The organism is Brevibacillus brevis (assembly GCF_031583145.1).
GTDB lineage: Bacteria > Bacillota > Bacilli > Brevibacillales > Brevibacillaceae > Brevibacillus > Brevibacillus brevis_E.
Genome location: NZ_CP134050.1, coordinates 1096700 through 1116451 on the forward strand (window position 1 = coordinate 1096700; position 19752 = coordinate 1116451).

Sequence of the window (19752 nt, forward strand, 5' to 3'; positions counted from 1 at the left end):
CAGGAATTTCCAAAATTTCTGTCCGGTATAAGGGTAACCGCGGCTTCGCCAAAAGGCATGGCGTAGCCAGGTTTTCTAACGCATCGGCACGACAGCTTCCTAACCCGCCTGAATGACGCCGCAAGCCAGCCGCTTGCCGGAGTTGCCGGACGGTTGAGAGCGGAAGTCGTCCGGGTTTTGGTGGATGATGACGGATTTGCCGATGACGTCAGCCGCGCGGAATTTGTTCGTGAAAAAGGTCATGCGGGCATAGCCGTCATTGGAAAAAAGGACGGGGAAGTCTCCGGCGTGATTGCCGTGGGGCTGATGGGTCGGGTTCCAGTGGGAACCGGCCGATGTGAAAGGGTCAGCGGGGTCGCCGATGATGCACGCCCCTTTGTCATGTACATGAAAGCCGAAAGGACCGATCGGTTGATGCTCGCGGCTTGCGGGCTGATAGGCAGGAAGGCCGCTGACTTCGACGAACACCTCCGTGCCGTAGGGAACATCCGTAAAGACGACATATCCTTGGAGATCGGGCGCGAGCGGCCCGCCGTGAATTTCGGCATACGATTGGCTGGGAGAGTAGGTCTGCTGGGAAGAAACATACTGCGGGTAGTACCCGTATGGTTGGTACCAATTCATGGAAAACGCCTTCCTTCTATAACGGATTTTCTCGTGTAGCATATGTAATGGGCGGGCGCTGGGTTCCAAACCCTGGAAGAGAACAGGGAAAGGCCCCGAACCGCCGTATACCGGGCGGCGCGAGGCCGTATGCAAAAAGGGAGGATACTCAGGAATCCTGGGCGGATTGCTCGTCGGAGCCGGACTTCGGGACGGCAATCGGAAGCAATCTCGCTTTTCCGAGAAAGAAAGTGGCCAGCAAGCTGATACATACGAAGACAAAACCGAGCAAAAAGACCATCTGCAACGAATGGCCGAGCGCCTGACGGAGTGCGATCAAGACATCCGGAGGCAGGGAAGCACGAGCGGCTGCGTCCAGAAGGGTCTGGGCTCCTGCGAAGTGCTGCATTTGCTCAGCATGCAGAGCATCTGTGACGTTGCCTGCTTCTGCGGACAGCTTCCGGGCTAGGAGACTGCCAGTCACGCTGACACCGATCGTTCCGCCAATCGAGCGGAAAAACTGCGAGGACGAGGTGGCCACTCCCCGGTTCACGGGCTCCACGGCACGTACCGCAGCCGTTCCCAGCGTCGGATAGACAGCTCCCATACCGAGGCCAATGACGATCAGCACGAGAATCAGCAGGAAGAGGGACGAATCGGCTGGGATCCAGGACAAGAGGAGGAATCCGACGGCCATTGTCGCCAGGCTCGGCATCAGGATCGCCCGGTACGACACCTTGCTCATCAAATGTCCGCCCAGATTCGACGTCACCACGGTTGCGAGCATAAGCGGAGTGAGCAGATAGCCGGAGGCCGATGGGCTTGCTCCGATCACGCCTTGCGCGTACAAAGGAATGTAGGCGATGGCGGAAAACAGGCCGGCGCTCACAAAAAAGCCGGCGAGGTTGCCGAAAGCGATAACGGGAAGCTTGAACAGGCCGAGAGGAAGTATCGGTTCCTGGGCCTTGGTCTCAATCCACAAAAACAGAGCGAAAAAGACGACGCTGGCCGCCAGCAGCCATGGAGTACCGGACGTGAGCCCATTCTGGCCAGCAGCAGTCTCTTGCCCATCCCCGATGGACACCATGCCCGTGAGCAGGGAGAGGATGGCGGCGCATAGCGTGACGGCTCCAGCCCAGTCGATAGAGCGTCGGGATGTCCCTTTGGCTTCCTTCAAAGAATACGCGACGAGCAAGAACGCCGGAATGCCGATGGGAAGGTTGATGAAAAACACCCATCCCCAATCCAGCTCCTGGACAATCAGTCCTCCGATGGCTGGCCCGAGCACGCTCGATACGGCGAATACGGCGCTGAACAACCCTTGAAACTTCCCGATACGCTCAGGAGGGTAGACGTCTGCAATGATCGTGAAAGCGATCGGCATGAGAGCCCCGGCGCCCAGACCTTGGACGGCCCGAAAGGCGATCAGCTCAGTCATATCTCGAGCCAATCCGCATAAGAGAGAGCCTGCCAAAAACAATAACAAGCCCAGCAAGTACATTTTTTTGCGGCCAAACAAGTCGGCCATTTTTCCGTAGAGGGGCATGGAGGTGGTAGACGCCAGCATGTAGACGGAGAATACCCAGCTGTACATCCCGAGCCCTCCCAGCTCCTTGGTGACGCTAGGCATCGCAGTAGACACGATGGTCTGGTCGATGGATGCCAGGATCAATCCCAGCAGGAGCCCGCCAGTAATGAAGCGGATGGTTCTTTTGTCATACGTCATGAATTCGAAGCTTCCTTTCCATTCGGTGTTTCCACCTTATTTTGCTGGCCCGCGGAAGCAGCAGATAAAATATAACGAGAAAATGAAAAAAAGAGTAGACTTTTTTCTGCTCCTGAAGTTATCATATAGATAGAGAGCGCCCCGAACGGGGTGTTCTCTTTTTTTGTTTCTACAGATAGGAACGTATGAAGGATACCGCGTTCCACGTGCCCGCCTCTTTTTTGGGGACAACAAGGGCTGGGGATTTGGCGTCTGCGTACCAGGCCTTCGAGGATTACGTCGTAAGTGCCGTCGTCTGCTCCAGCGGCTGTGAAGCCCTCGCACCGGAGCATACTGGTTCCTGCGACAAGGGCAAAGCCGTAAGAAGGACTTCTCATCCGCCGACTTCGGCAGCATCCCAGCCCGTTTTCTGTGCTAGGAAAAAATGTTGACTCATAAACTGATACCTAGCGAGAAAAAGGAGGGAGCACCGATGTTTGCGCGCATGGTCTTTTTCAAGCTGGAGCCTGGCAGCAGACGGCTGGCAGAGCAGGTCGTCCAGGAGCTGAATCTCATCTCGCGGCAGCAGAAGGGCTTTCGCGGCAACGCCTACTTCTTCGAGGATGGAAAGGGAGAATACGCCGCCCTTAACTATTGGGAGTCGAAAAAAGACGCGGAGTCGGCGAACGCGATCATGTTCCCGTATTTTCAAGCGGCCGTCCGGGACGTGGTGAAAGAGGAGCCTGCTTTGCGCATCTTTGAAGTCTACGATCCGCTGGAAAAGCTGCCGCTCGATACGACCGCCAGCCTTTACGATTATTAAGCGTCATCCTTGCCCGCCTGTCTGGCATTCCGCTGAGAATGTCTGCCTGTCTTCCAAAGTGAATATGGCAACCGGACAGCTCCGGTGGTACAATGAATGGATAAATTAGGAAAGCGGGAGCGTAAAAACACGGTCCGGTTGGTAGTCCGGGCGCACGGAACCGCTTTATCTCCGTGTCAGTAACCTTCCCCCCTCGGGATGTCCGTCGCTCTCGTCATGTTGCAGAGGGGGAATCTTCATGAAGCTGACTGTGTACCATGACGGTCAATTTTGGGTAGGTGTTGTGGAAGAGTATGGAAAAGGAAAGGTCATGGCGGGCAGATACGTATTTGGTGCAGAGCCCAACGATCAGGAAATTCTGGCGTTCGTCTTGCAACAGATCGACGCGGTGACGAGCAGGCTGTCGCAAGCCGTGGAACAGGGCCGAGCCGCTGGCGAGCGCAGGGTGAATCCGAAGCGGCTGGCGAGGCAGGTCGCGCGCGAAATGGAGTGCAAAGGCGTCTCCTCCTATGCGCAGGAGGCCATCCAGCGAGAGTATGAGCAGAGGAAAAAGGAGAGGCAGACCAGCACTCGCCAGCAAAAGGAAATGCACAAGGAGCGGCTGCGGGAAATCAAGCGCCAAAAGGCCAAGGCGAAGCACCGCGGCAAATAGACAGAGCCCCATCATCCATGCACGTGGAGATGGGGCTGTTTGCATTTCAAAAACGAGAATTATTGGAAGGGGTATGTCCAGAAGCGCTCGGTGCCGAACCGGTCCTGGATTTCCTTGGTGATTTGCTCGTCGTAGTTCAACAGCTCGGCTACCTGGAACTGCGAGCGGTGGGCCAGGATCGACTTGATCTTTTGCGGCAAGAAGTCTTTTACATCGTGAAACACGTCGGGGCGGCCGATTCCTTGCTCCAAATTTTTGGCAAAGGCCAGGCAGTAGACCGGCGGCCTTTCCGCTTTGGGGATTCTCGCTACGGTGCGCACGACGGCAGCTCCGCACGCATCGTGATCCGGATGCACGCTGTACCCTGGATAGAATGTGAAGATCATCGTCGGATGAATTTCCTGGATGATGGCATCGATCTTTCCGTCCAGCAGCTCCTGGTCCTCGAATTCGATCGTCTTGTCATGAAAGCCGAGCAGGCGCAGATCCTGGATTCCGATAGCGCGGCAGGATTCCTCCAGCTCCTTCTTGCGGATGGAAGGAAGCGTCACTCGTGTAGCAAAAGGGGGATTTCCCATGTTTCGCCCCATTTCACCCAGCGTCAGGCAGGCGTAGGTGACGTGAGCGCCGTTTTTGATATGCTTCGCTAGCGTACCCGATAATCCAAATGCCTCGTCATCCGGATGAGGCAGCACAACAAGAATGCGTTCCATGAAAAAGTTCATCTCCTCTTCCGTTAAAAGGGCTGTCTGCTCAGCTGCAAGGATACGATCAGCTTGCCCTGACTGTCATGCCCTGCCATTATCAGTCTTTCCGTTTCGGTTTCCTCATAATGAGTCAACCCTTCGGAGTACACCCATCCTTGCCCCATTTTCAACCCGACCCGATACGGACCGTTTCCTGAGATGGATCCATGAGAGAATCGTATGACGGCATTGGTGATGAAGTTCGCAGCCGGGTGCTTCGAACTGTCAAAATGGGCAGCGTATGCCCCCGTGGTCATTTCCAGGTGAATATATACCTCTTGATCCTTCAGGTTGTCGATTCTGCGTTGGACATCCTCTTGATTGATAAGCTGCATCAAAGTGCCCCCTATCGGAACGTCATTGATTCCGTCATTGTTTAAATAGCTACCTTGCTTGATCTAACATTAGAAAACCTCCACATAGATGTCAAGAAGCCAGTCTGCAAAAATGAGCTCCAGGTGCACTTGGGGCATGGGCAAGACGAAAAAGGCTGAACGCCCACACTATCCGAAACACGGATGGGCTCCAGCCGGTACCTTCTTTTCTTTCGGGCGGTCCATGTACGCATGCCGATACGGCGCGCTGCGGATTGTCAAAGAATGGCCTTGCCTGCTGGAACAGTCTGGTCGGACTGTCGTCTCAGCAGCACGATCCCCGGCGCAAGCGAAATCAGAAGCGACACGAATGCGAGAACCGGAAGAACGGACCATTCAAGAACCGGGTGTCCGAGGTAGGTTTGCCAGCCAACGGCTACTAGGCTAACCAAGTATGCGGTCCCCGCCAGATGGATAAATGCTTTGCGCGCGGAATGAGTGAGTGCCGTGCGTTCAGACAGCCAGGCGATAAACGGTACGACCTGAAGCGCGTGGAAACCGAGGCCATGCAGCCAGATGATGCTGCCGTGCAGGCCGACGAGGCGGCCGTTGTTGAAGGAAATCCAGACGCCTGCTGCAAACGACAGCAAGACTGCCAGCATGGCATAGCGAATCCCGACGATCAGCTCCGGACGAAGCCGATAAGCCTTCGGACGAAAATATTGAACCGCTACGAACAAATAAAACAGGATCAATAGAAGAGCGACAAACGTAAAGATGGAGCCTACCCAGACGTCAAAAGGCATGCCGCCCTTCACGAATCTCGGGTCTACGCCGCGAAAGTTTTGCACGGTTTCTGCAGCGTACGAATAGAGCGCAAGCACGATGTACGACCATCGAAAGAGAGCTCTGCTTTTGTTCCCCAACGCGGTAAAGGGGAGGATCGCCGCTGTCGACAACAGAAAGACACCCAGTGCGGCATTGAAGGAGAATGCTTTCAGAACATCTCCCTTGGGAAAGACCGGTCCCCCGTACAGGATGACCCAGACCCCGCATATTGCAGCCAAAAGAAAGCCGAGCAATCCCGTCAAAACCAGCCATTTTTCTCCTGTAAAAAAGGAGGGTGAGGCCTTTCTTTCTTGCCCTTTTCCATTTCTCATTTTTGTTCCTCCAACACTCGAAATTGTTACTCTCACAGTACCCGAAGGAGGAGGGGGAACGTAATTGGCTGAGGATGGAAAGAAGGCTTTGTCTCTTGGATGATTTTACCTCCGTCTAAAGTCCGAGCGTCCTTGTCCGCTTTGGGGAGAAATGGCTTTCCGGCAAAGAAAAAAGGGGGATTGCCTCCCCCTTGCATGAACGGCCTTTCTCGATTCCTTTACCCTTGGCTCTGCCGATACGCATCCCGCACCCGCTGGATCTGGGCGAGGTGATCCCGGACATGCTGGACGCGGAATTCCAGCAGCTGTAAAAAGGTAAAACGTTCCGCATCAGGATACACCCCTACCCGCTCGGCTTGTTCGTCCGTCAGTTGGTCCAGAATCGGCCGCATGCTGGCGCGCAGCATGTGAAACAGGAGCAGGTGCTGTTCCCGGTCCAGGGAATCATAGTCCAGCTGCTTCACCCATGCGTTTTGGTCAAACGAAATCAGGAGGGGTTCGTCCTCCGCCAAGACTTTTTTCAATCGGTGGGTAGACAAAATCTCGGAATCCGTCACATGGATGAGAATTTGATGGATGCTCCATTTGTCTGGTGCGGGCTTGAAACGGAGCTCCTCTTCACTCAATCCCTGTATGGCTTCCCGCAGCATCGTGTATCCGCGGTGGTACTCCTCACGTAACGCTTCCATGTTCCCCCTCCTCATTTTTCAGCCCATTTTCGGTTATTGTAGCACCAAGGAAGGAACTGGAAAATGATTTCTTTTGTCTATCTCTGCTCAATCGGCAGATGATGTCGACGAACTTCTTTACCGCGGGTGAAGCCTCTTCGAAGGAACGGGAAATAATCCCGATATCCCGGGTGATTTTTGGATGAGTGTCCTTGACCAATAAATCGTGAGCAACAGAAGAAAGGGTAAAATTCGAAATGATGCCGATGCCCAGATTTTTTGCCACCAGCTGGAGCAGCGTGTCGGCAGTCTGGACAGTCAGGTTGTCGCTGAGGGCAATCTGATTTTTCAGCAGTACCGCGGAAAGGGCGGTTTCGTGACCGCCTTTGCAATAGATGATTTCATCCCGATATGCTTCGATGTCGATTTTGTTTTCACGCTGTAACGGATGATGCTTCGGAATGACCGCGACCATGTGATCCTGGATGATCGCTTCAAAATCAAAGCCATCGAAAGGGGAGGCGACGATCCCCACGTCTACCGTGCGATGATCCACCCATTCCTTGATTTGACTGGAGGTCCCTTCCGCAAGCTCGATACGGACCAATGGGTAACTGGATCGGAACAAGGCGATGGCATCCGGGAGCAGATTAGTTGACGCGGCAGGAAACGAGCCGATTTTTACTTTTCCTCGCAGCAGGTTGTTTTCCTGATCGGCAATTTGGACGATCTTGTCCTCGAGGGCCAGCATCTGTCTGGCCAGCGCCAAAATTTCCTTGCCGGTCTCCGTCAGGACAAGCCCGTGATGCTTATCCCGCAAAAACAAGCGGACATTCAAAGAGGTTTCCAGGTTTTTGACCGCCTTGCTGACAGCCGGCTGGGAAATAAACAGCTCTTTGGAAGCCTCAGTGATATTCAGTTTGTCCGCGACGATTGCAAAGATCCTGAGATTGTTCATGTTCATCTTTATGCACCCGCTATAACGAAATGGTTATGTTAAGTTTCCGATATCTGTATTTCAGTTATGTAATCAGATCATCTACGATGAAAGAGCAAAAGTCAACGACGAAACCAAAAAAGGTGACGTCGGTTCAGTCACACGCTTTTTTCAGAAAGGGGAATGGTGGATAGATGAATGGCTGTCAGGAAATCAGCATGTCAAAGAGTGTCAAAAGACGTGCCGGGGATTCATGGAGGATATGGACAACGGCTTGGATGGTTACAGCGGTCTTTACTTTGTCGAACTCCGCCACGCCGCTTTATGTCCATTGGCAGCGGGAGATCGGTTTTTCCAACGGCACGTTAACACTGGTCTTCGCTGCTTATATCGCGGGTCTGCTCGCGACTCTGCTGTTCGCGGGCCAGCTGTCGGACCGGTTCGGCCGCAAGCCGGTGCTTTTTCCTGGACTGGCTGCCGCTGTTTTTTCATGCGTTCTGTTTTCTTTTGCGTCTTCAGTGGCTGTTCTTCTGATCGCTCGGTTTCTGACGGGAGTGGCTGTAGGGGCGATTGTATCGGCAGGAATGGCAGCAGTAGTGGATGCAGGCGGTTCTTGCCATAGGCAGTCGGCTTCCTTGGCGGCATCTGTCGCGATGGTGTCTGGAGCGGGATTGGGCCCCTTGCTTGCGGGGATCTTGGCAGAGGGGCTGGCTCAACCGATTGTGCCTATCTACTCCATTCAGCTAGTCATGATAGGCAGTGCTTTTTGGGTGGCTGCCGCCCTTCCGGTGAAAGGCAGAGCCGGTCTTCATCAGGAACGCTTTCGTTTCCGCCTGCCGGGCATACCTGCTGCCAATCGTCTTCACCTCGCATGCGGAATCTCCGTTTTTGCACCTGGCATTACGGCTACTTCGTTTTTGTTGTCGCTTGGCCCCTCGCTTTTTGCAAAGCTTCTCCATGTGGCGAGCCCTCTTGTGGCGGGAGGAACAGCGTGCGTGATGTTCATCTCGGCAACAGGAGTCCAGTTCGCCATGAAAATGTTGCCGATCCGCACCATTTTCCGGAACGGCGCAGCTGCCACCATCCTGTCCATGTGCTTCACTACGGTTGCTGTAACCGCATCGTCTGCCTGGGCACTCGTGCTTGCCGCGATCCTGGCCGGAGCTGGTCAAGGTCTCGGTCAGCTCGGCGGCCTGACGCTGATCGGCCTGCACGTGCCGGTGGAGCGGAGAGCGGAGGCGAATGCCGTCCTCCATATCGGCGGTTACATTCCGGCTGCGCTCTTGCCGGTGTGCTCCGGTTATCTCATCGATGTGACGGGACTGGCAACCGGGGCGACGATCTTTGCAGTCATCTTGTCCGTGGCGGCGATGACTGCGGCGATTTTTACCCGTGCACGCTTGAAGGCGAACGCCACATAATTCCGGTGGAGCGAGGGGAGAAAAGGGAGGGGTGCCAGTCCGTCTCCCTCATCCTTGTTCCAGCAGATGGCTGTTTTCATAAAGGTGGTACATGGAAAATTCGTTCCCCATGGACAGGGCGGCCTGATACGCTTCTTCCGTGCTTTTCCCGTTTTGGATGATTTCGTAGAAAAGCCGCAGGACAAAGAGAAGCGCTGCATTTCCATCCGGATAGTCGTTCGGTCCGATATACAGCCGGCAGCCACGGTCCAGAAAAGCTTGCGCCAAAACCGGATCGCCGAGAGTGCATCCGTTGCCGATGACGACTTTTCCCTCCAGCTTCGCAAAGCGAAGAATTTCATCCGAACCAAAATCGCCTGCAGGTTCCCCCGGCTCGTACACGTCTTCGCCCAATTCCGGCATGAGGAGCTTTCCTTCATCACCGTGGAAGCAAAGGACGATCATATCGGTGTCCGGATAAATGTCTTCGCCGGACAAGACGGAAATGAAATCGTTCGGCCTGCCGATCCAGTAGGGAAAGACTCTGGCCCCGAAATATTCAAGTGAGGCACGCAGCGCCTGTGTCTCCATGTCGCAGTCCGGCCCGCATACCAGAGCGACGTTCATCACGGGTTTGCTCATTTTCAATTCCTCCATCCAAGCTCATACTTGCGTTCTCTTCCATTTACGAATGAGGGCAAGGAATGTTCCGTGATTTCCAAATGCGGATGGCAAGAAGGCAGCGGCAGTCTCGGACGTGAACGAAAAGTCCGGACCACCGCTGCCTTTTGTGCGAAATCGGCGTTCCTTACTTCGCTGGAACGGTCCGGTTTTGCAGGCTTCTCGGATTAACCTGTTGTTTCTCAACCAGTGCAAGAGGGAGGTGTTTCGCGATCTTCTCCCAAGCGACTACCTTGAAGTTTTGATTTTGGGCCTGTCCCCTCGGGTCTACGTTTGCGCCGTCCTGGGCAATAAAGAGGCCGTGCGGATATTTTTGCCCCAGCCCGAATCCGATGACATCGATGCCGTCCGTATCACTGGTTCCGTCGATCGTCTTGCTGTCGCCGATAGCGAAGCTGCCGATATACCTGTTGTTGCCCTGACGATCATAGATGGCGTAGGTGTTATTTCCCTGGCTGGAAGCGATCAGGTATCCTTTGCCGTCCGCCGCGTAATAAATGGTCAGTCCCTCAATGTCTTCGGTCAGGTGCTCGCCATTCACGACATCGACAATCTTGCCTTTGTTTTCCGCATCAGGCTCGGCATTCAATCTCCACAGCGCTACATCCTCTTCGCCGATATAGAGATACCCGTACTCATCATCGGCCACCATGCCTTCTGTCTGGCTAAGCAATTTGAATTCCCGTACCTTTTTCCCCTGAACCTGACCTTTTCCGTTATCGATCAGTTCATACTGCTCAAACTCACCATCTTTTCCTGTCAGCATGGCGTAGAACTTTCCTGTCTTTTGGCTGTGGTAAAAGCTGAAGCCGTAAACCTCGCTTACGGCCGATTTGATGGGCTGCTCTGGATCTACGATATTTTCAAGCGTACCTGTCTCCCCGTCAAAAGCGTAGATCTCAATGCTGTTTTTTCCTTCCGAACGATCCGTTGCACCCACCAAATCGATAGACTTGTTGCCCAGCTTGAAACCGTAGCGCAAGTCTACATTGTTCAAATTCCCGAATGGATACGATTTGATTTCCTTGCCGTCCAGATCGTAGACGATGAGACCTGATTTTTTGTTGGTCGTGATGAACTTGCTTTTCGCTGGATTGGACGGATGTACCCAAATGGCAGGATCGTCGGCAGCGTCGTCAGTGGTTTGCACCGGTTGAGTTTCCATGTCAGCTGTTACAGGGAAAGTCTTGGACTCCGCATAGGAGACTTCTGCTGGCAAGGTGGAGAAGAGACCTGCGGCCAAAGCGAATGCCACCCATGCTTTTTTCGTTTTCATTCAAGATACCTCCATATTCGACACGAATGATAATGACATCACCTTTTACTGTATCAATTGGATGTGAATCTTGAATCGATTCAATGTAAATTCTTTGTAATTTTGTACGAGCTTAGGAAAGGGAAGGGGGAGTATAGCAGCGAGGAGCCATGAATGGATGGGGAAGATGTTGGAGGGACGAAGCCGCTTGGATCGGCTCGCCCCCCGTATTCATCAATCGAGGATCTTGTAATAAATGCCCACGAGGAAGTGGTGCTACCACTCTATCCGTTTTCGTTCTCGAAAGAAGCCGCCAGTCGGACCATCTTCACCCAGTGTCGCCAACCAGACTGCCGTATCTGCTCCTTCCGCTACCGTCAGCGGAGCATCTGCGCCGCCCATATCCGTTTGCACCCTGCCAGGACAGACCGCATTCACTTTGATCCCCATTTCCGACACCTCTTGCGCAGCCAGGCATGTCAAGGCATTCAGCATGGTTTTGGAGATGCGATAGGCGGAGGAGGACCCTTTGAGGCCCAGAAATCCTTGCAAAATCTCAAAAGCTCCAAGCCCCGATGAGATATTGACGATACGGCCGTACCGATGGGCTTTCATCAGAGGAACGGATGCCTGAATCATCCGCAGGGCACCAAAGTAATTGGTCTCGAAGGTCTCCTTCATGACGGATTCTTCCACGTCCAGCACCGAGACGCCTCTGTCCATAATAATGCCTGCATTGTTCACCAGCACGTCAAGACGGCCAAAATCATGTTCTACTCGGCGGATCATGTCCTGGATGCTTTTCCGATCATGTACGTCGACGACCTGGAATTCAACCGATAGACCCTCCTGGCGCATTTCCTCCACGGCTTTTCGCCCTTTGTCTTCATCCCGACAAGTGATGATGACTTGCAATCCTTTTTCAGCCAACTGGCGTGAAATTTCCTTCCCAATACCGCGGTTCCCTCCAGTGACGATCGCAAGCCGTTGATTTGCCGTTTTCAATATCGGATTCATTTTTTTCCCTCTCCTTTATGCAAGATTTCTTTCCAGCCGCTTATACAATCTGCCAAATGCGATTCGGCTTTGCGCAAGGTCTCGATTTGTTTGCGGATTTCCTCGAGCTTTTTTTCACCCACCTGTATGGCATTGGGCAGACATTGAAATTGCAGATCCTCGCTCCATGCACAATGAAAAAAATCGTGAATTTCCTTCACAGTCAGACCGAGACTGAAATAGAGCTGAATGATTCTGACTCGCTCGATGTCGGATTCCGTATAATCCCGATAGCCGTTTTCCAGGCGAATCGGGTTCAGCAGCGCTTTTTCTTCGTAGTATCGAAGGGAACGCAGACTGACTCCGGTCTTCCGAGACAATTCGCCGATGTTCATAAAAAATCGCCCCTAGCGGTTTGTTATCACACATTCTAAACCATCACATCGTGTGAGGGTCAAGGGAAGGATCACACAAAAAAATAGAGCATCAGAGGCGTACTCTGATAAACTCTATCCTTTTCTCGCGATTTGGTTTCGCGGACAAACCCGCAAGACTGTCTCCCGCATTCTTTTCCTTATTGTTCGTTTTGTTCCTCGAGCCTCTTATAGTAGTCGATTTTCTCTTCGACTTCTCTCAAGCTTTCCTTCAGATCCTGGATTTGGGCCAGAACGTTTTTGTGATGGTTTTCTAGCAATTCGCGGCGGTTTGCAACGGTAGCATTCCCTTGACTGCGCAGATCGGAAAACAGCTTCATGTCACTGACCGGCATACCTGTGGAGCGCAAACGGAGCAGAAAATGAATCCACGCCAGGTCGGCCTCCGAATATTGTCTGTAACCGTGCTCGTTGCGCTCCACGCCGTTTAGCAGCCCGATTTTTTCATAGTAGCGCAACGTGTGCACCGATAGACCCGTCATTTTTGCCATTTGTTGAATCGTCAATTGGTTATCCATGCCGTTTATTGTAGCACAGCAAAAGGGGTATTGCTTTAGAGTTCACTCTAATGTGTAGCATGATGCTTAGGAATTTACCCTGATTCAACGAGGAGGATCACAAATGAGTTCGGAACGTTACTTGCGCGGTTGGGAAAAGCTGATGGAGGTCGACGGGGAGGGGGGAGAACGCGTTATGGAATCGCTCAAAGACATTGCCCCGGATTTGGGAAGGTATGTGGTTGAGTTTGCTTTTGGCGATATTTACAGCAGAGAGGGCTTGGATCTAAAACAAAGACAGCTTGTCACCATCGCTTCCCTGACAACCCAAGGCGGATGCGAGCCTCAGCTCACCGTTCATATTCATGCAGCTCTCAATGTGGGGCTGTCTCCGCAGGAAATTGTAGAAGCCATCATCCATTGCAGTCCTTACACCGGCTTTCCACGCGTATTGAATGCCGTCTTTACGGCAAAACGTATTTTTGAAGAGCGCAATGTGCAAGGGCAATCTGTCCTATAGAAAGCATAGCTGCCTATCGAAACGAGCAAGCAAACGGGGAGTGGTTCGCGCTTTTTGGCTAACGAATCCCGAACGTACTACAAACACAAGAAGAGGCTGCTGGTGTTCAGACCGGCAGCCTTTGCCTGCGAATGGGCAGCTGGCCAAGCAGTGTGATCTTAGCCGAAAATCGCCATTTCGCGATGATGAATATCCAACACCTCAACCTTTACCGTACCACCAAGATGACGGGACACCAGAGCGGACAGATCTTTAAGCGCCAGTTCAAACTCGTCGTTTCTTGTCTCGTCTATTAATTCCATACAGAGGAACGCATTTTTCGTATGCTCCGTCAGCATCGTCCTCTGAGCTTCCCGCCAATTCCAGCATCTGCATATGGCACCGTCATCATCTTTATAAACGATTTCTCCTTCATACGGCGAAGCATTTTCTTCACTTCCCAACGGGAGAAACGGTTCGTTCCCGTTTGCCTGCGTGAGCCGAATATCGCCTGCGAAAGTGTCGATATCCTCTCCGCCGCACGGAAAGCCGTAACGCAAGGAAATGGAATTATAGATGTCCACAAGCGGGTTGATTGTCCCGATATGGTTGCCATTCTTCACTCTTTTTAATAAAGCTTCAATGGAACACCTTGCGCCTTTTTTTGTTTTGAATTTCTGAAAAGCTTCCCGCCAAACGAATATGACGGGATTCCTGCTGAAATCCTCCAGACTTAAAAATTTATGCGCTTCCTTCTCGGCCTCTTGCAGCAGCTTCTCGTAGATTTCTACGTCCCGAATGGAATTATCAATCCCCTGGCAAATCACGGTGCCGATTTTTGCATGCGGGAATAACGACCAAAAATCATCTTCAATGATAAAGCGAGACATCCAAGATCTCTCCATTCCTTTTGCTTATGGTTTTGGTAGAATCGCGGCTGGCTGTGTCACGACGCGGTGACGTCGCGTAGACACTCTTATGTTTTGGAGGGGCTCGCAAAGGCAGAGAATACCCCGAGAACAATATATAAATACCCCGTGATCCGATTCTGCAGCTTTGAACTGACTTTCATCCGCTTTCTGATACTCGCTGCAAGAATGGCATACAGACCATCGCTAATAAAAGCAAGAATAATAAAGATCGCCCCTAAAAGCAAAAATTGCAGGGGGACTGATCCGCCCGACGGTGATATGAATTGCGGAAAGAAGGCGAGAAAAAACAGAGCTGTCTTCGGATTCATGACTTCGACGAGCGCCGACTCGTAAAATATTTTTGCCAATTTTTTGCGAGGGGCCTGCGGAACATCGGAAGCCGTTTGATCCGATCTGGAAAATAAGGTCCGGCAGCCCAGATAGATCAGATAAGCTGCCCCCAAGTACTTCACGATCGAAAAGGCAGTAGCTGATGTCATCAGGATCGCAGAAACGCCAATGGCCCCCGCTAAAACATGAACAGAACCGCCGAGCGATACGCCCAGAACGGATACCAGACCCGCCTTTTTTCCTTGATCAATACTTCTTGCCATAATATAAAACACAGCCGGTCCAGGTATGATTAACAATGTAGCGGCAGCTATTACAAATAACCAAATCGTTGAAAACTCCATAATAGGCAACTCCTTGTTGTATTTGTGCACATGACGGGCTTCTCTTGGATGGGCGAAAAAAAGGTTATCCTTTGTTTGGAAGGTTTGCTTTCATCCAGGAGGCGATTTGCTGCTCGTTTGGCGAGGGGATCTGTTCCAAATGCTTGATAACGAGCTCTTGTCTGTGCAAGGGATGGTTTTGACTGACTTTTGCCTTTCCTTCCAGCCTGTCGATTTTCATTTTGAATCCTTGAACGCCTTTGTTCATGCCAGCGAGAAAATCAGCATCGATATCCTGCAATCGATACGAACTGTCGGGCGCTTCATACTTCTGTACCAGATCATTCAAGGAGCTCATTAACTCGTGCTCGTCTTCGATGAATTCCACTTCTCCGTAAACATGGACGGTCACGTAATTCCACGTCGGCACTGCTTTGTTGGTCTCATACCAAGAGGGTGAGATATAGCAATGAGGACCATGGAAAACAGCAAGAACCGTCTGATTCTGAATATCCTTCCACTGCGGATTCGGACGGGCAAAATGGCCGTACAAATGGGTTTTTTCCTGATTCAGCAACAGAGGCAAATGTGTAGCGAAGGGCATTCCGTTATGAATGGAAAACAATGTTGCAAAGCTGTTCTCCTGGATGACTTTGTAGGCAGCAGTTGCTTCTTTCATTGTAAAATGCTCCGGAATATACATCGGCAAGCACCCCATCCTATTTTTTACATACAGCAGATTCCCTTACATGGTTATGATATAATGCAATCTGACATGTAAAAAGGTACAAAATCGAACATATGAATATGTCAGTTGGGGAAAAGGAAGATTTCGGTGCCAGTCCGGTTCATGGAAATAACCCTTTGCGTTGCTCTCGCATCCACTGGGCAACCTGAATATCCCCTTGTTCATCTGATTTTTCAAGCTCTCCAACAATCGATTTGTAATCCGTGTTGTTGCGATTCTGGCTCATTTTGGCTGCGGCTTGAATCGAGGTGATTTCAATTTCAAAGCCAACGATTCCTTTCATTTCGCGCTCCAGCAACTCAGGCTGAAACGTATCCCAGAGCCGACCGTTTTCCCGGTGAGATTCATAGCGTTCGAGCATCGCAGCCAAAGCCGATTTCAGCTCATCCGAAGTGAGTACACGCGCCGTTCCATACGCATGGACAGCGAGATAATCCCATGTGGGAACTTCCTCGTTTTCATACCAACTCGACGAAATGTAAGCGTGCGGCCCTTGAAAAACAAGCAGCACATCACGATTTTGATCCAGCGTTTTCTTCTGCATGTTTCCGTAGGCAATGTGCCCGGTCGCATAGATTTTCCCTTCATCTTCACGAATTTCCAACGGAATGTGCGTCGCCAACGGACGCTGTTCATCAACCGTTATCAATAAGGCAAACGGGTTTGACTTCATCATCTGAACGGCTTCATCACGATCCATGCGATATTGCTTAGGAATGTACACTATCATCATCCTTTCAGCTTGTCATCCACTTACAAAAGACAATAGGACACAAGGTGACACAAAAAAAGATACAATTTCTAAGAAATATACATGTCAGAGGAGATGAAAATGAAAAATACCATCTTTACCTTCCATGACGACTCTCCGAAATACAAGCAAATCTACGAGAAATTCAAGACATTTATTGAGCAAGGCGATATAAAGGCGGATGAGCCGTTGCCCTCCATTCGTCAGCTTGCGGATTCCTTGCATGTAAGCCGAAACACAACCTTAATGGCCTATGAACAACTTGTTGCGGAAGGGTATATTCGCGGAGAGGGCCGAAAAGGCTATTTTGCAAATGAGGTGGAGCCTCTCCTATATCAAGAGGCTCGCCCCTCTTCTACTCGCAAGCCAACAGAGCAAATGCCGCCGCCTGTTCAGATTGATTTTCGCGCAGATGTCGTCGATCAAGCGCATTTTCCTTTAAAAGCGTGGAGGAGGATCTCGAATCAAGTATTGACGGAAAAGGACAGCTTTCGGTACGGGGAACCTTTTGGAGAATTGTGCCTGCGCGAACAAATCGCAGCCTATCTGCTCCAGTCTCGCGGGGTGAGAACCGATCCAAACGCAATCATTATCGGAAGCAGTACCCAGCAAATGCTTGTGTATCTCGGGCATGTCCTGAAACAGGATTTTTCAAGCGTGATTGTAGAGGATCCTGGCTATGACGGAGCTCGGGAAGCTTTTCAGTTAAATGGTTTTGCGCTTGAAACTATGCCCGTGTACGAGACAGGTGCTGATTTTTCACAATTGGAACACAGGAAGTCGCGAGTCATTTACGTAGCGCCGTCCCATCACAGTCCATACGGGGTGAGCATGCCGATTCAACAAAGGCATGCCCTTATTCATTGGGCAAACAAGGTACAAGGATATATTATCGAGGACGATTACGATAGCGAATTTCGCTATACCCAACAACCATTTCCGGCTCTTGCTTCCATCGATTCAACGAGAGTGATTTATCTCGGAAATTTCTCGAAGTGCTTTCTTCCAGGCATTCGTTTGAGCTATATGGTGTTGCCGCAGCCACTTATCCATCGGTATCAAAAACAATTCGCATATTTCGAGAGCACCACTTCCCTGCTGAGCCAATTCGCCATGGCGAAATTTATGGAAGAAGGGGAATGGAATCGCCATATTAAACGCATGCGGCTTGTGTATAAACGAAAAATGCAGCACCTCGTTTCTGAGTTGCGCAATCATTTCAAGCATACTATTTCCATCATTGGCGAGCAGTCGGGTCTGTACGTATTAGTCAAAGTCCACGTGGAGCGTTCAGAGGAATGGCTCATTCAGCAAGCCTCCATGCAGGGGGTGAAAGTCTATCCTACTTCACTCTTTTTCATTAAAAACAAAAGCGATAAACCAATGGTAAAACTGGGTTTCAACAATTTAACTCCCGATGAAATCCAGATGGGAGTGGAGCTATTAAAAAAGGCTTGGGTACCAGGCAGCGAACGGGTTTGACCGTTTCATCATCCAAACAGCGGCGAGTCTATGATCCTATTGAGATCTTGGCTTGCCGCTGTTTCCATTGCCGGTGTGATTCCGCGTTTGATAGTTTCCCCGGGAACACATCACTTCCATCATCCTACGAACAATGCTTGAAAAGAGGAAGGACATAGAATTGGAGAACATTCATCTTTACTGACCGTAGTTGTCAGTGAAGTTGGTGTATGATTCATTTATCCAAAACATAGTAGGGAGGAATCACTCTTGAAGGAAGTGCTGATTTTTATCACGGATGGTTTTGCTGATTGGGAGGCCAGTTACGTCAGCTCGGAGCTAAACAAGCCAGAAACAGGCTATCGTGTAAAGACAATCGCGATTGATCGGGAGCCGAAGGTTTCGATGGGGGGATTAACGGTCCTTCCGGATTATAGCGTAGAGGAATTCCATCCGGATGTCGATATCGCCATGGTCATCATACCTGGGGGTACGGGATGGAGAGAAGCCAAGAATCAGCAAGCAAAAGCACTGGTTGACTATTGTGTGAGCAAGGAAATTCCTGTTGCAGCGATCTGCGACGCTACCACATTCTTGGGATGCCACGGCTATTTGGATCATCATAAACATACAGGCAATACGTTACCCTATTTGAAGCAAGGAGCTCCGAATTACAGGGGAGATCAACATTATGTAGACGCTCAGTCTGTCCGTGACGGGAATCTGATCACGGCGAATGGAAGCGGGGCGTTGGAGTTTTCACGCCATATCCTGGAGAGATTGGGCGTATTGGAAGGCGATGAGTTGAACGAATGGTACGACATATTTAAAAAGGGCTATTTTCCTTCCTAATATGCGAGTCTGATAGGAAAGCACGAAAGCATGGCGCTTAGGTGCTTTCCTATTGATTTAGACAGTCAGATTGGCTCAGATCAAGTCAGGGAGGAGAAGCTTATTTTTTTGCATCCATGATAAATAAGGATGCATCTTGATTCATGAATAGTTTACTGCCATTATAAATGGTTTTGGATGTAATTTCCCGGAATCCAATTGTAGCCATCAGCTCAGCAAGGTTTCCCTGATCAAATCCATTATGAACCTTATCTGTTGTAACTTTTTCATTTTTATCAAAATCGACAATCAGCAAATGTCCTCCTGGATTCAGTACTTCATACAATCGTGATAAAACTAGCTCGACATCTTTGATGTGAAGCAAAACTTGAACCATAAAAACATAATCGGCATGGATATCAGATCGAAATCCCGTTTCAAAATCAAAGCATACTGTATCTGCATTCCGGATATTGGCGTCCGCTATTTTTTGCTTGATCTGCTCAAGCATTTTTGGTGAGGTATCCAAAAAAACCAGATCACGGAATTCATGAAGCAAATTCAGCCCAACAAGTCCCGTTCCACAGCCGAAATCGATAGCACTTTTATCTTTGCCGTTTTCTATAAATTCACGAATAGCGTTTGCCGTGATCTTTGCGATTTCTATTCTTTCAGAAGTGTCATATCCACTTGCCATTGCTTCAAAAATATCAGTATTCCCCATTACCATACCTCCCATCTGACTTCTTCGTTTGTGTATGTTTGGCCCATGGCTTATCAGAAGAACTCGGATACTGTCTTATTTTGAAAGGAACATTCTACGTTAAAGTGTAGCTTTGGGGAAGCAATTTTTCAAATGTCACTGCACCCTCACCAGCAACACACGGCACTCTACATGGCTAACGGCCACACCTCCTGCCTACTTAACCATTTTTCCTTCCGCCAACGGAGAAGCATGGCAGGGAATGTACTGGCAACTCTAAGAGGACGTAGGTGGGTGTCATGC

At 50.7% G+C, this 19752-nt stretch carries 24 protein-coding genes; 6 read left to right on the forward strand and 18 right to left on the reverse strand.

Translation table 11 applies throughout. From position 1 onward, the window contains the following. Positions 1-99: 99 nt before the first annotated feature. From RGB73_RS05575 to RGB73_RS05585, 3 genes are all read right to left on the reverse strand, one after another. A complete protein-coding gene (locus tag RGB73_RS05575) occupies positions 100-624 on the reverse strand; it encodes a superoxide dismutase family protein (RefSeq protein ID WP_310769904.1) in 525 nt (174 codons plus the stop codon). 148 nt (positions 625-772) lie between these two features. After that, positions 773-2329: an MDR family MFS transporter gene (locus RGB73_RS05580; RefSeq protein WP_310769906.1), complete on the reverse strand. Its 1557-nt coding sequence runs from the start codon at positions 2327-2329 to the stop codon at positions 773-775. Further along, positions 2326-2535 carry a hypothetical protein gene (locus RGB73_RS05585; RefSeq protein WP_310769908.1) on the reverse strand — a complete coding sequence of 70 codons (210 nt, stop codon included), beginning with the start codon at positions 2533-2535 and terminating at the stop codon, positions 2326-2328. Before RGB73_RS05585 ends, RGB73_RS05580 begins: the two co-directional genes overlap by 4 nt. A gap of 266 nt (positions 2536-2801) precedes the next feature. Between RGB73_RS05585 and RGB73_RS05590 the strand changes: the two genes are divergently transcribed. Together RGB73_RS05590 and RGB73_RS05595 are read left to right on the forward strand one after the other, a co-directional pair. Continuing rightward, positions 2802-3131, forward strand: a complete 330-nt coding sequence (locus tag RGB73_RS05590) for an antibiotic biosynthesis monooxygenase (protein ID WP_310769909.1) — start codon at positions 2802-2804, stop codon at positions 3129-3131. Positions 3132-3369: 238 nt separating this feature from the next. Further along, positions 3370-3783, forward strand: coding sequence for a YjdF family protein (locus RGB73_RS05595; protein WP_310769910.1), 414 nt, complete (start codon positions 3370-3372; stop codon positions 3781-3783). A 59-nt stretch (positions 3784-3842) separates the two neighbouring features. On the opposite strand, the gene bshB2 is transcribed toward RGB73_RS05595, so the two are convergent. From bshB2 to RGB73_RS05620, 5 genes are all read right to left on the reverse strand, one after another. Continuing rightward, the gene (gene bshB2, locus RGB73_RS05600) at positions 3843-4496 is read right to left on the reverse strand and encodes a bacillithiol biosynthesis deacetylase BshB2 (protein ID WP_310769912.1); all 654 of its coding nucleotides are present in this window, start codon (positions 4494-4496) and stop codon (positions 3843-3845) included. Positions 4497-4519: 23 nt separating this feature from the next. Beyond that, positions 4520-4864 (reverse strand): YojF family protein, encoded by a 345-nt coding sequence (locus RGB73_RS05605; protein ID WP_310769913.1) that lies wholly within the window; start codon positions 4862-4864, stop codon positions 4520-4522. A 257-nt stretch (positions 4865-5121) separates the two neighbouring features. Next, on the reverse strand, positions 5122-6003 hold the full coding sequence (locus RGB73_RS05610) for a hypothetical protein (RefSeq protein WP_310769914.1): 882 nt from the start codon (positions 6001-6003) through the stop codon (positions 5122-5124). Positions 6004-6221: 218 nt separating this feature from the next. Then, positions 6222-6692 carry a DinB family protein gene (locus tag RGB73_RS05615; protein WP_310769915.1) on the reverse strand — a complete coding sequence of 157 codons (471 nt, stop codon included), beginning with the start codon at positions 6690-6692 and terminating at the stop codon, positions 6222-6224. Beyond that, positions 6676-7641, reverse strand: a complete 966-nt coding sequence (locus RGB73_RS05620) for a LysR family transcriptional regulator (protein WP_310774150.1) — start codon at positions 7639-7641, stop codon at positions 6676-6678. Before RGB73_RS05620 ends, RGB73_RS05615 begins: the two co-directional genes overlap by 17 nt. A 245-nt stretch (positions 7642-7886) precedes the next feature. On the opposite strand from RGB73_RS05620, the gene RGB73_RS05625 reads away from it, so the two are divergent. Further along, positions 7887-9029 carry an MFS transporter gene (locus tag RGB73_RS05625; protein WP_310769916.1) on the forward strand — a complete coding sequence of 381 codons (1143 nt, stop codon included), beginning with the start codon at positions 7887-7889 and terminating at the stop codon, positions 9027-9029. Positions 9030-9077: 48 nt separating this feature from the next. On the opposite strand, the gene RGB73_RS05630 is transcribed toward RGB73_RS05625, so the two are convergent. The 5 genes from RGB73_RS05630 to RGB73_RS05650 form a co-directional block, all read right to left on the reverse strand. Further along, complete coding sequence (locus tag RGB73_RS05630; protein ID WP_310769918.1) at positions 9078-9650, reverse strand: delta-aminolevulinic acid dehydratase; 573 nt, start codon at positions 9648-9650, stop codon at positions 9078-9080. 166 nt (positions 9651-9816) lie between these two features. Then, complete coding sequence (locus tag RGB73_RS05635) at positions 9817-10965, reverse strand: phytase (RefSeq protein ID WP_310769920.1); 1149 nt, start codon at positions 10963-10965, stop codon at positions 9817-9819. 255 nt (positions 10966-11220) lie between these two features. Next, a complete protein-coding gene (locus tag RGB73_RS05640) occupies positions 11221-11961 on the reverse strand; it encodes an SDR family oxidoreductase (RefSeq protein WP_310769921.1) in 741 nt (246 codons plus the stop codon). Beyond that, entirely contained in the window at positions 11958-12335 is a 378-nt protein-coding gene (locus RGB73_RS05645) for a MerR family transcriptional regulator (protein WP_310769922.1), read from the reverse strand. The genes RGB73_RS05640 and RGB73_RS05645 overlap by 4 nt, the downstream gene beginning before the upstream one ends. 179 nt (positions 12336-12514) lie before the next feature. Next, entirely contained in the window at positions 12515-12880 is a 366-nt protein-coding gene (locus RGB73_RS05650; protein ID WP_310769924.1) for a MerR family transcriptional regulator, read from the reverse strand. A 115-nt stretch (positions 12881-12995) separates the two neighbouring features. Here RGB73_RS05650 and RGB73_RS05655 point away from each other — a divergent pair, with 115 nt between their 5' ends. Next, entirely contained in the window at positions 12996-13391 is a 396-nt protein-coding gene (locus RGB73_RS05655) for a carboxymuconolactone decarboxylase family protein (RefSeq protein WP_310769925.1), read from the forward strand. Positions 13392-13549: 158 nt separating this feature from the next. Here RGB73_RS05655 and RGB73_RS05660 read toward each other — a convergent pair whose 3' ends face one another. The 4 genes from RGB73_RS05660 to RGB73_RS05675 form a co-directional block, all read right to left on the reverse strand. Beyond that, positions 13550-14260: a B3/B4 domain-containing protein gene (locus tag RGB73_RS05660; RefSeq protein WP_310769927.1), complete on the reverse strand. Its 711-nt coding sequence runs from the start codon at positions 14258-14260 to the stop codon at positions 13550-13552. Positions 14261-14346: 86 nt separating this feature from the next. Further along, a complete protein-coding gene (locus RGB73_RS05665) occupies positions 14347-14976 on the reverse strand; it encodes a LysE family translocator (RefSeq protein ID WP_310769929.1) in 630 nt (209 codons plus the stop codon). A gap of 64 nt (positions 14977-15040) precedes the next feature. Next, entirely contained in the window at positions 15041-15658 is a 618-nt protein-coding gene (locus RGB73_RS05670; RefSeq protein ID WP_310774153.1) for an FMN-binding negative transcriptional regulator, read from the reverse strand. A 145-nt stretch (positions 15659-15803) separates the two neighbouring features. After that, positions 15804-16427 (reverse strand): FMN-binding negative transcriptional regulator, encoded by a 624-nt coding sequence (locus tag RGB73_RS05675; protein ID WP_310769931.1) that lies wholly within the window; start codon positions 16425-16427, stop codon positions 15804-15806. A gap of 108 nt (positions 16428-16535) precedes the next feature. Here RGB73_RS05675 and pdxR point away from each other — a divergent pair, with 108 nt between their 5' ends. Both pdxR and RGB73_RS05685 read left to right on the forward strand, forming a co-directional pair. Next, positions 16536-17936, forward strand: a complete 1401-nt coding sequence (pdxR, locus tag RGB73_RS05680; RefSeq protein WP_310769933.1) for a MocR-like pyridoxine biosynthesis transcription factor PdxR — start codon at positions 16536-16538, stop codon at positions 17934-17936. A 249-nt stretch (positions 17937-18185) separates the two neighbouring features. Continuing rightward, positions 18186-18767 carry a type 1 glutamine amidotransferase family protein gene (locus tag RGB73_RS05685; protein ID WP_310769934.1) on the forward strand — a complete coding sequence of 194 codons (582 nt, stop codon included), beginning with the start codon at positions 18186-18188 and terminating at the stop codon, positions 18765-18767. Between the two features lie 100 nt (positions 18768-18867). Here the strand turns inward: RGB73_RS05685 and RGB73_RS05690 are convergent, their stop codons facing one another. After that, the gene (locus RGB73_RS05690) at positions 18868-19470 is read right to left on the reverse strand and encodes a class I SAM-dependent methyltransferase (protein ID WP_310769936.1); all 603 of its coding nucleotides are present in this window, start codon (positions 19468-19470) and stop codon (positions 18868-18870) included. Positions 19471-19752 lie beyond the last annotated feature (282 nt).

Excerpts from the sequence above, each read along its gene's own strand:
- RGB73_RS05640 (WP_310769921.1), bottom strand. The coding sequence starts at position 11,961 with ATGAATCCGATATTGAAAACGGCAAATCAACGGCTTGCGATCGTCACT.
- RGB73_RS05635 (WP_310769920.1), bottom strand. The coding sequence starts at position 10,965 with ATGAAAACGAAAAAAGCATGGGTGGCATTCGCTTTGGCCGCAGGTCTC.
- pdxR (WP_310769933.1), top strand. The coding sequence starts at position 16,536 with ATGAAAAATACCATCTTTACCTTCCATGACGACTCTCCGAAATACAAG.
- RGB73_RS05670 (WP_310774153.1), bottom strand. The coding sequence starts at position 15,658 with ATGTATATTCCGGAGCATTTTACAATGAAAGAAGCAACTGCTGCCTAC.
- RGB73_RS05690 (WP_310769936.1), bottom strand. The coding sequence starts at position 19,470 with ATGGGGAATACTGATATTTTTGAAGCAATGGCAAGTGGATATGACACT.
- RGB73_RS05610 (WP_310769914.1), bottom strand. The coding sequence starts at position 6,003 with ATGAGAAATGGAAAAGGGCAAGAAAGAAAGGCCTCACCCTCCTTTTTT.
- RGB73_RS05605 (WP_310769913.1), bottom strand. The coding sequence starts at position 4,864 with ATGCAGCTTATCAATCAAGAGGATGTCCAACGCAGAATCGACAACCTG.
- RGB73_RS05580 (WP_310769906.1), bottom strand. The coding sequence starts at position 2,329 with ATGACGTATGACAAAAGAACCATCCGCTTCATTACTGGCGGGCTCCTG.
- RGB73_RS05655 (WP_310769925.1), top strand. The coding sequence starts at position 12,996 with ATGAGTTCGGAACGTTACTTGCGCGGTTGGGAAAAGCTGATGGAGGTC.
- RGB73_RS05630 (WP_310769918.1), bottom strand. The coding sequence starts at position 9,650 with ATGAGCAAACCCGTGATGAACGTCGCTCTGGTATGCGGGCCGGACTGC.
- bshB2 (WP_310769912.1), bottom strand. The coding sequence starts at position 4,496 with ATGGAACGCATTCTTGTTGTGCTGCCTCATCCGGATGACGAGGCATTT.
- RGB73_RS05615 (WP_310769915.1), bottom strand. The coding sequence starts at position 6,692 with ATGGAAGCGTTACGTGAGGAGTACCACCGCGGATACACGATGCTGCGG.
- RGB73_RS05645 (WP_310769922.1), bottom strand. The coding sequence starts at position 12,335 with ATGAACATCGGCGAATTGTCTCGGAAGACCGGAGTCAGTCTGCGTTCC.
- RGB73_RS05595 (WP_310769910.1), top strand. The coding sequence starts at position 3,370 with ATGAAGCTGACTGTGTACCATGACGGTCAATTTTGGGTAGGTGTTGTG.
- RGB73_RS05590 (WP_310769909.1), top strand. The coding sequence starts at position 2,802 with ATGTTTGCGCGCATGGTCTTTTTCAAGCTGGAGCCTGGCAGCAGACGG.
- RGB73_RS05575 (WP_310769904.1), bottom strand. The coding sequence starts at position 624 with ATGAATTGGTACCAACCATACGGGTACTACCCGCAGTATGTTTCTTCC.
- RGB73_RS05625 (WP_310769916.1), top strand. The coding sequence starts at position 7,887 with ATGGTTACAGCGGTCTTTACTTTGTCGAACTCCGCCACGCCGCTTTAT.
- RGB73_RS05665 (WP_310769929.1), bottom strand. The coding sequence starts at position 14,976 with ATGGAGTTTTCAACGATTTGGTTATTTGTAATAGCTGCCGCTACATTG.
- RGB73_RS05660 (WP_310769927.1), bottom strand. The coding sequence starts at position 14,260 with ATGTCTCGCTTTATCATTGAAGATGATTTTTGGTCGTTATTCCCGCAT.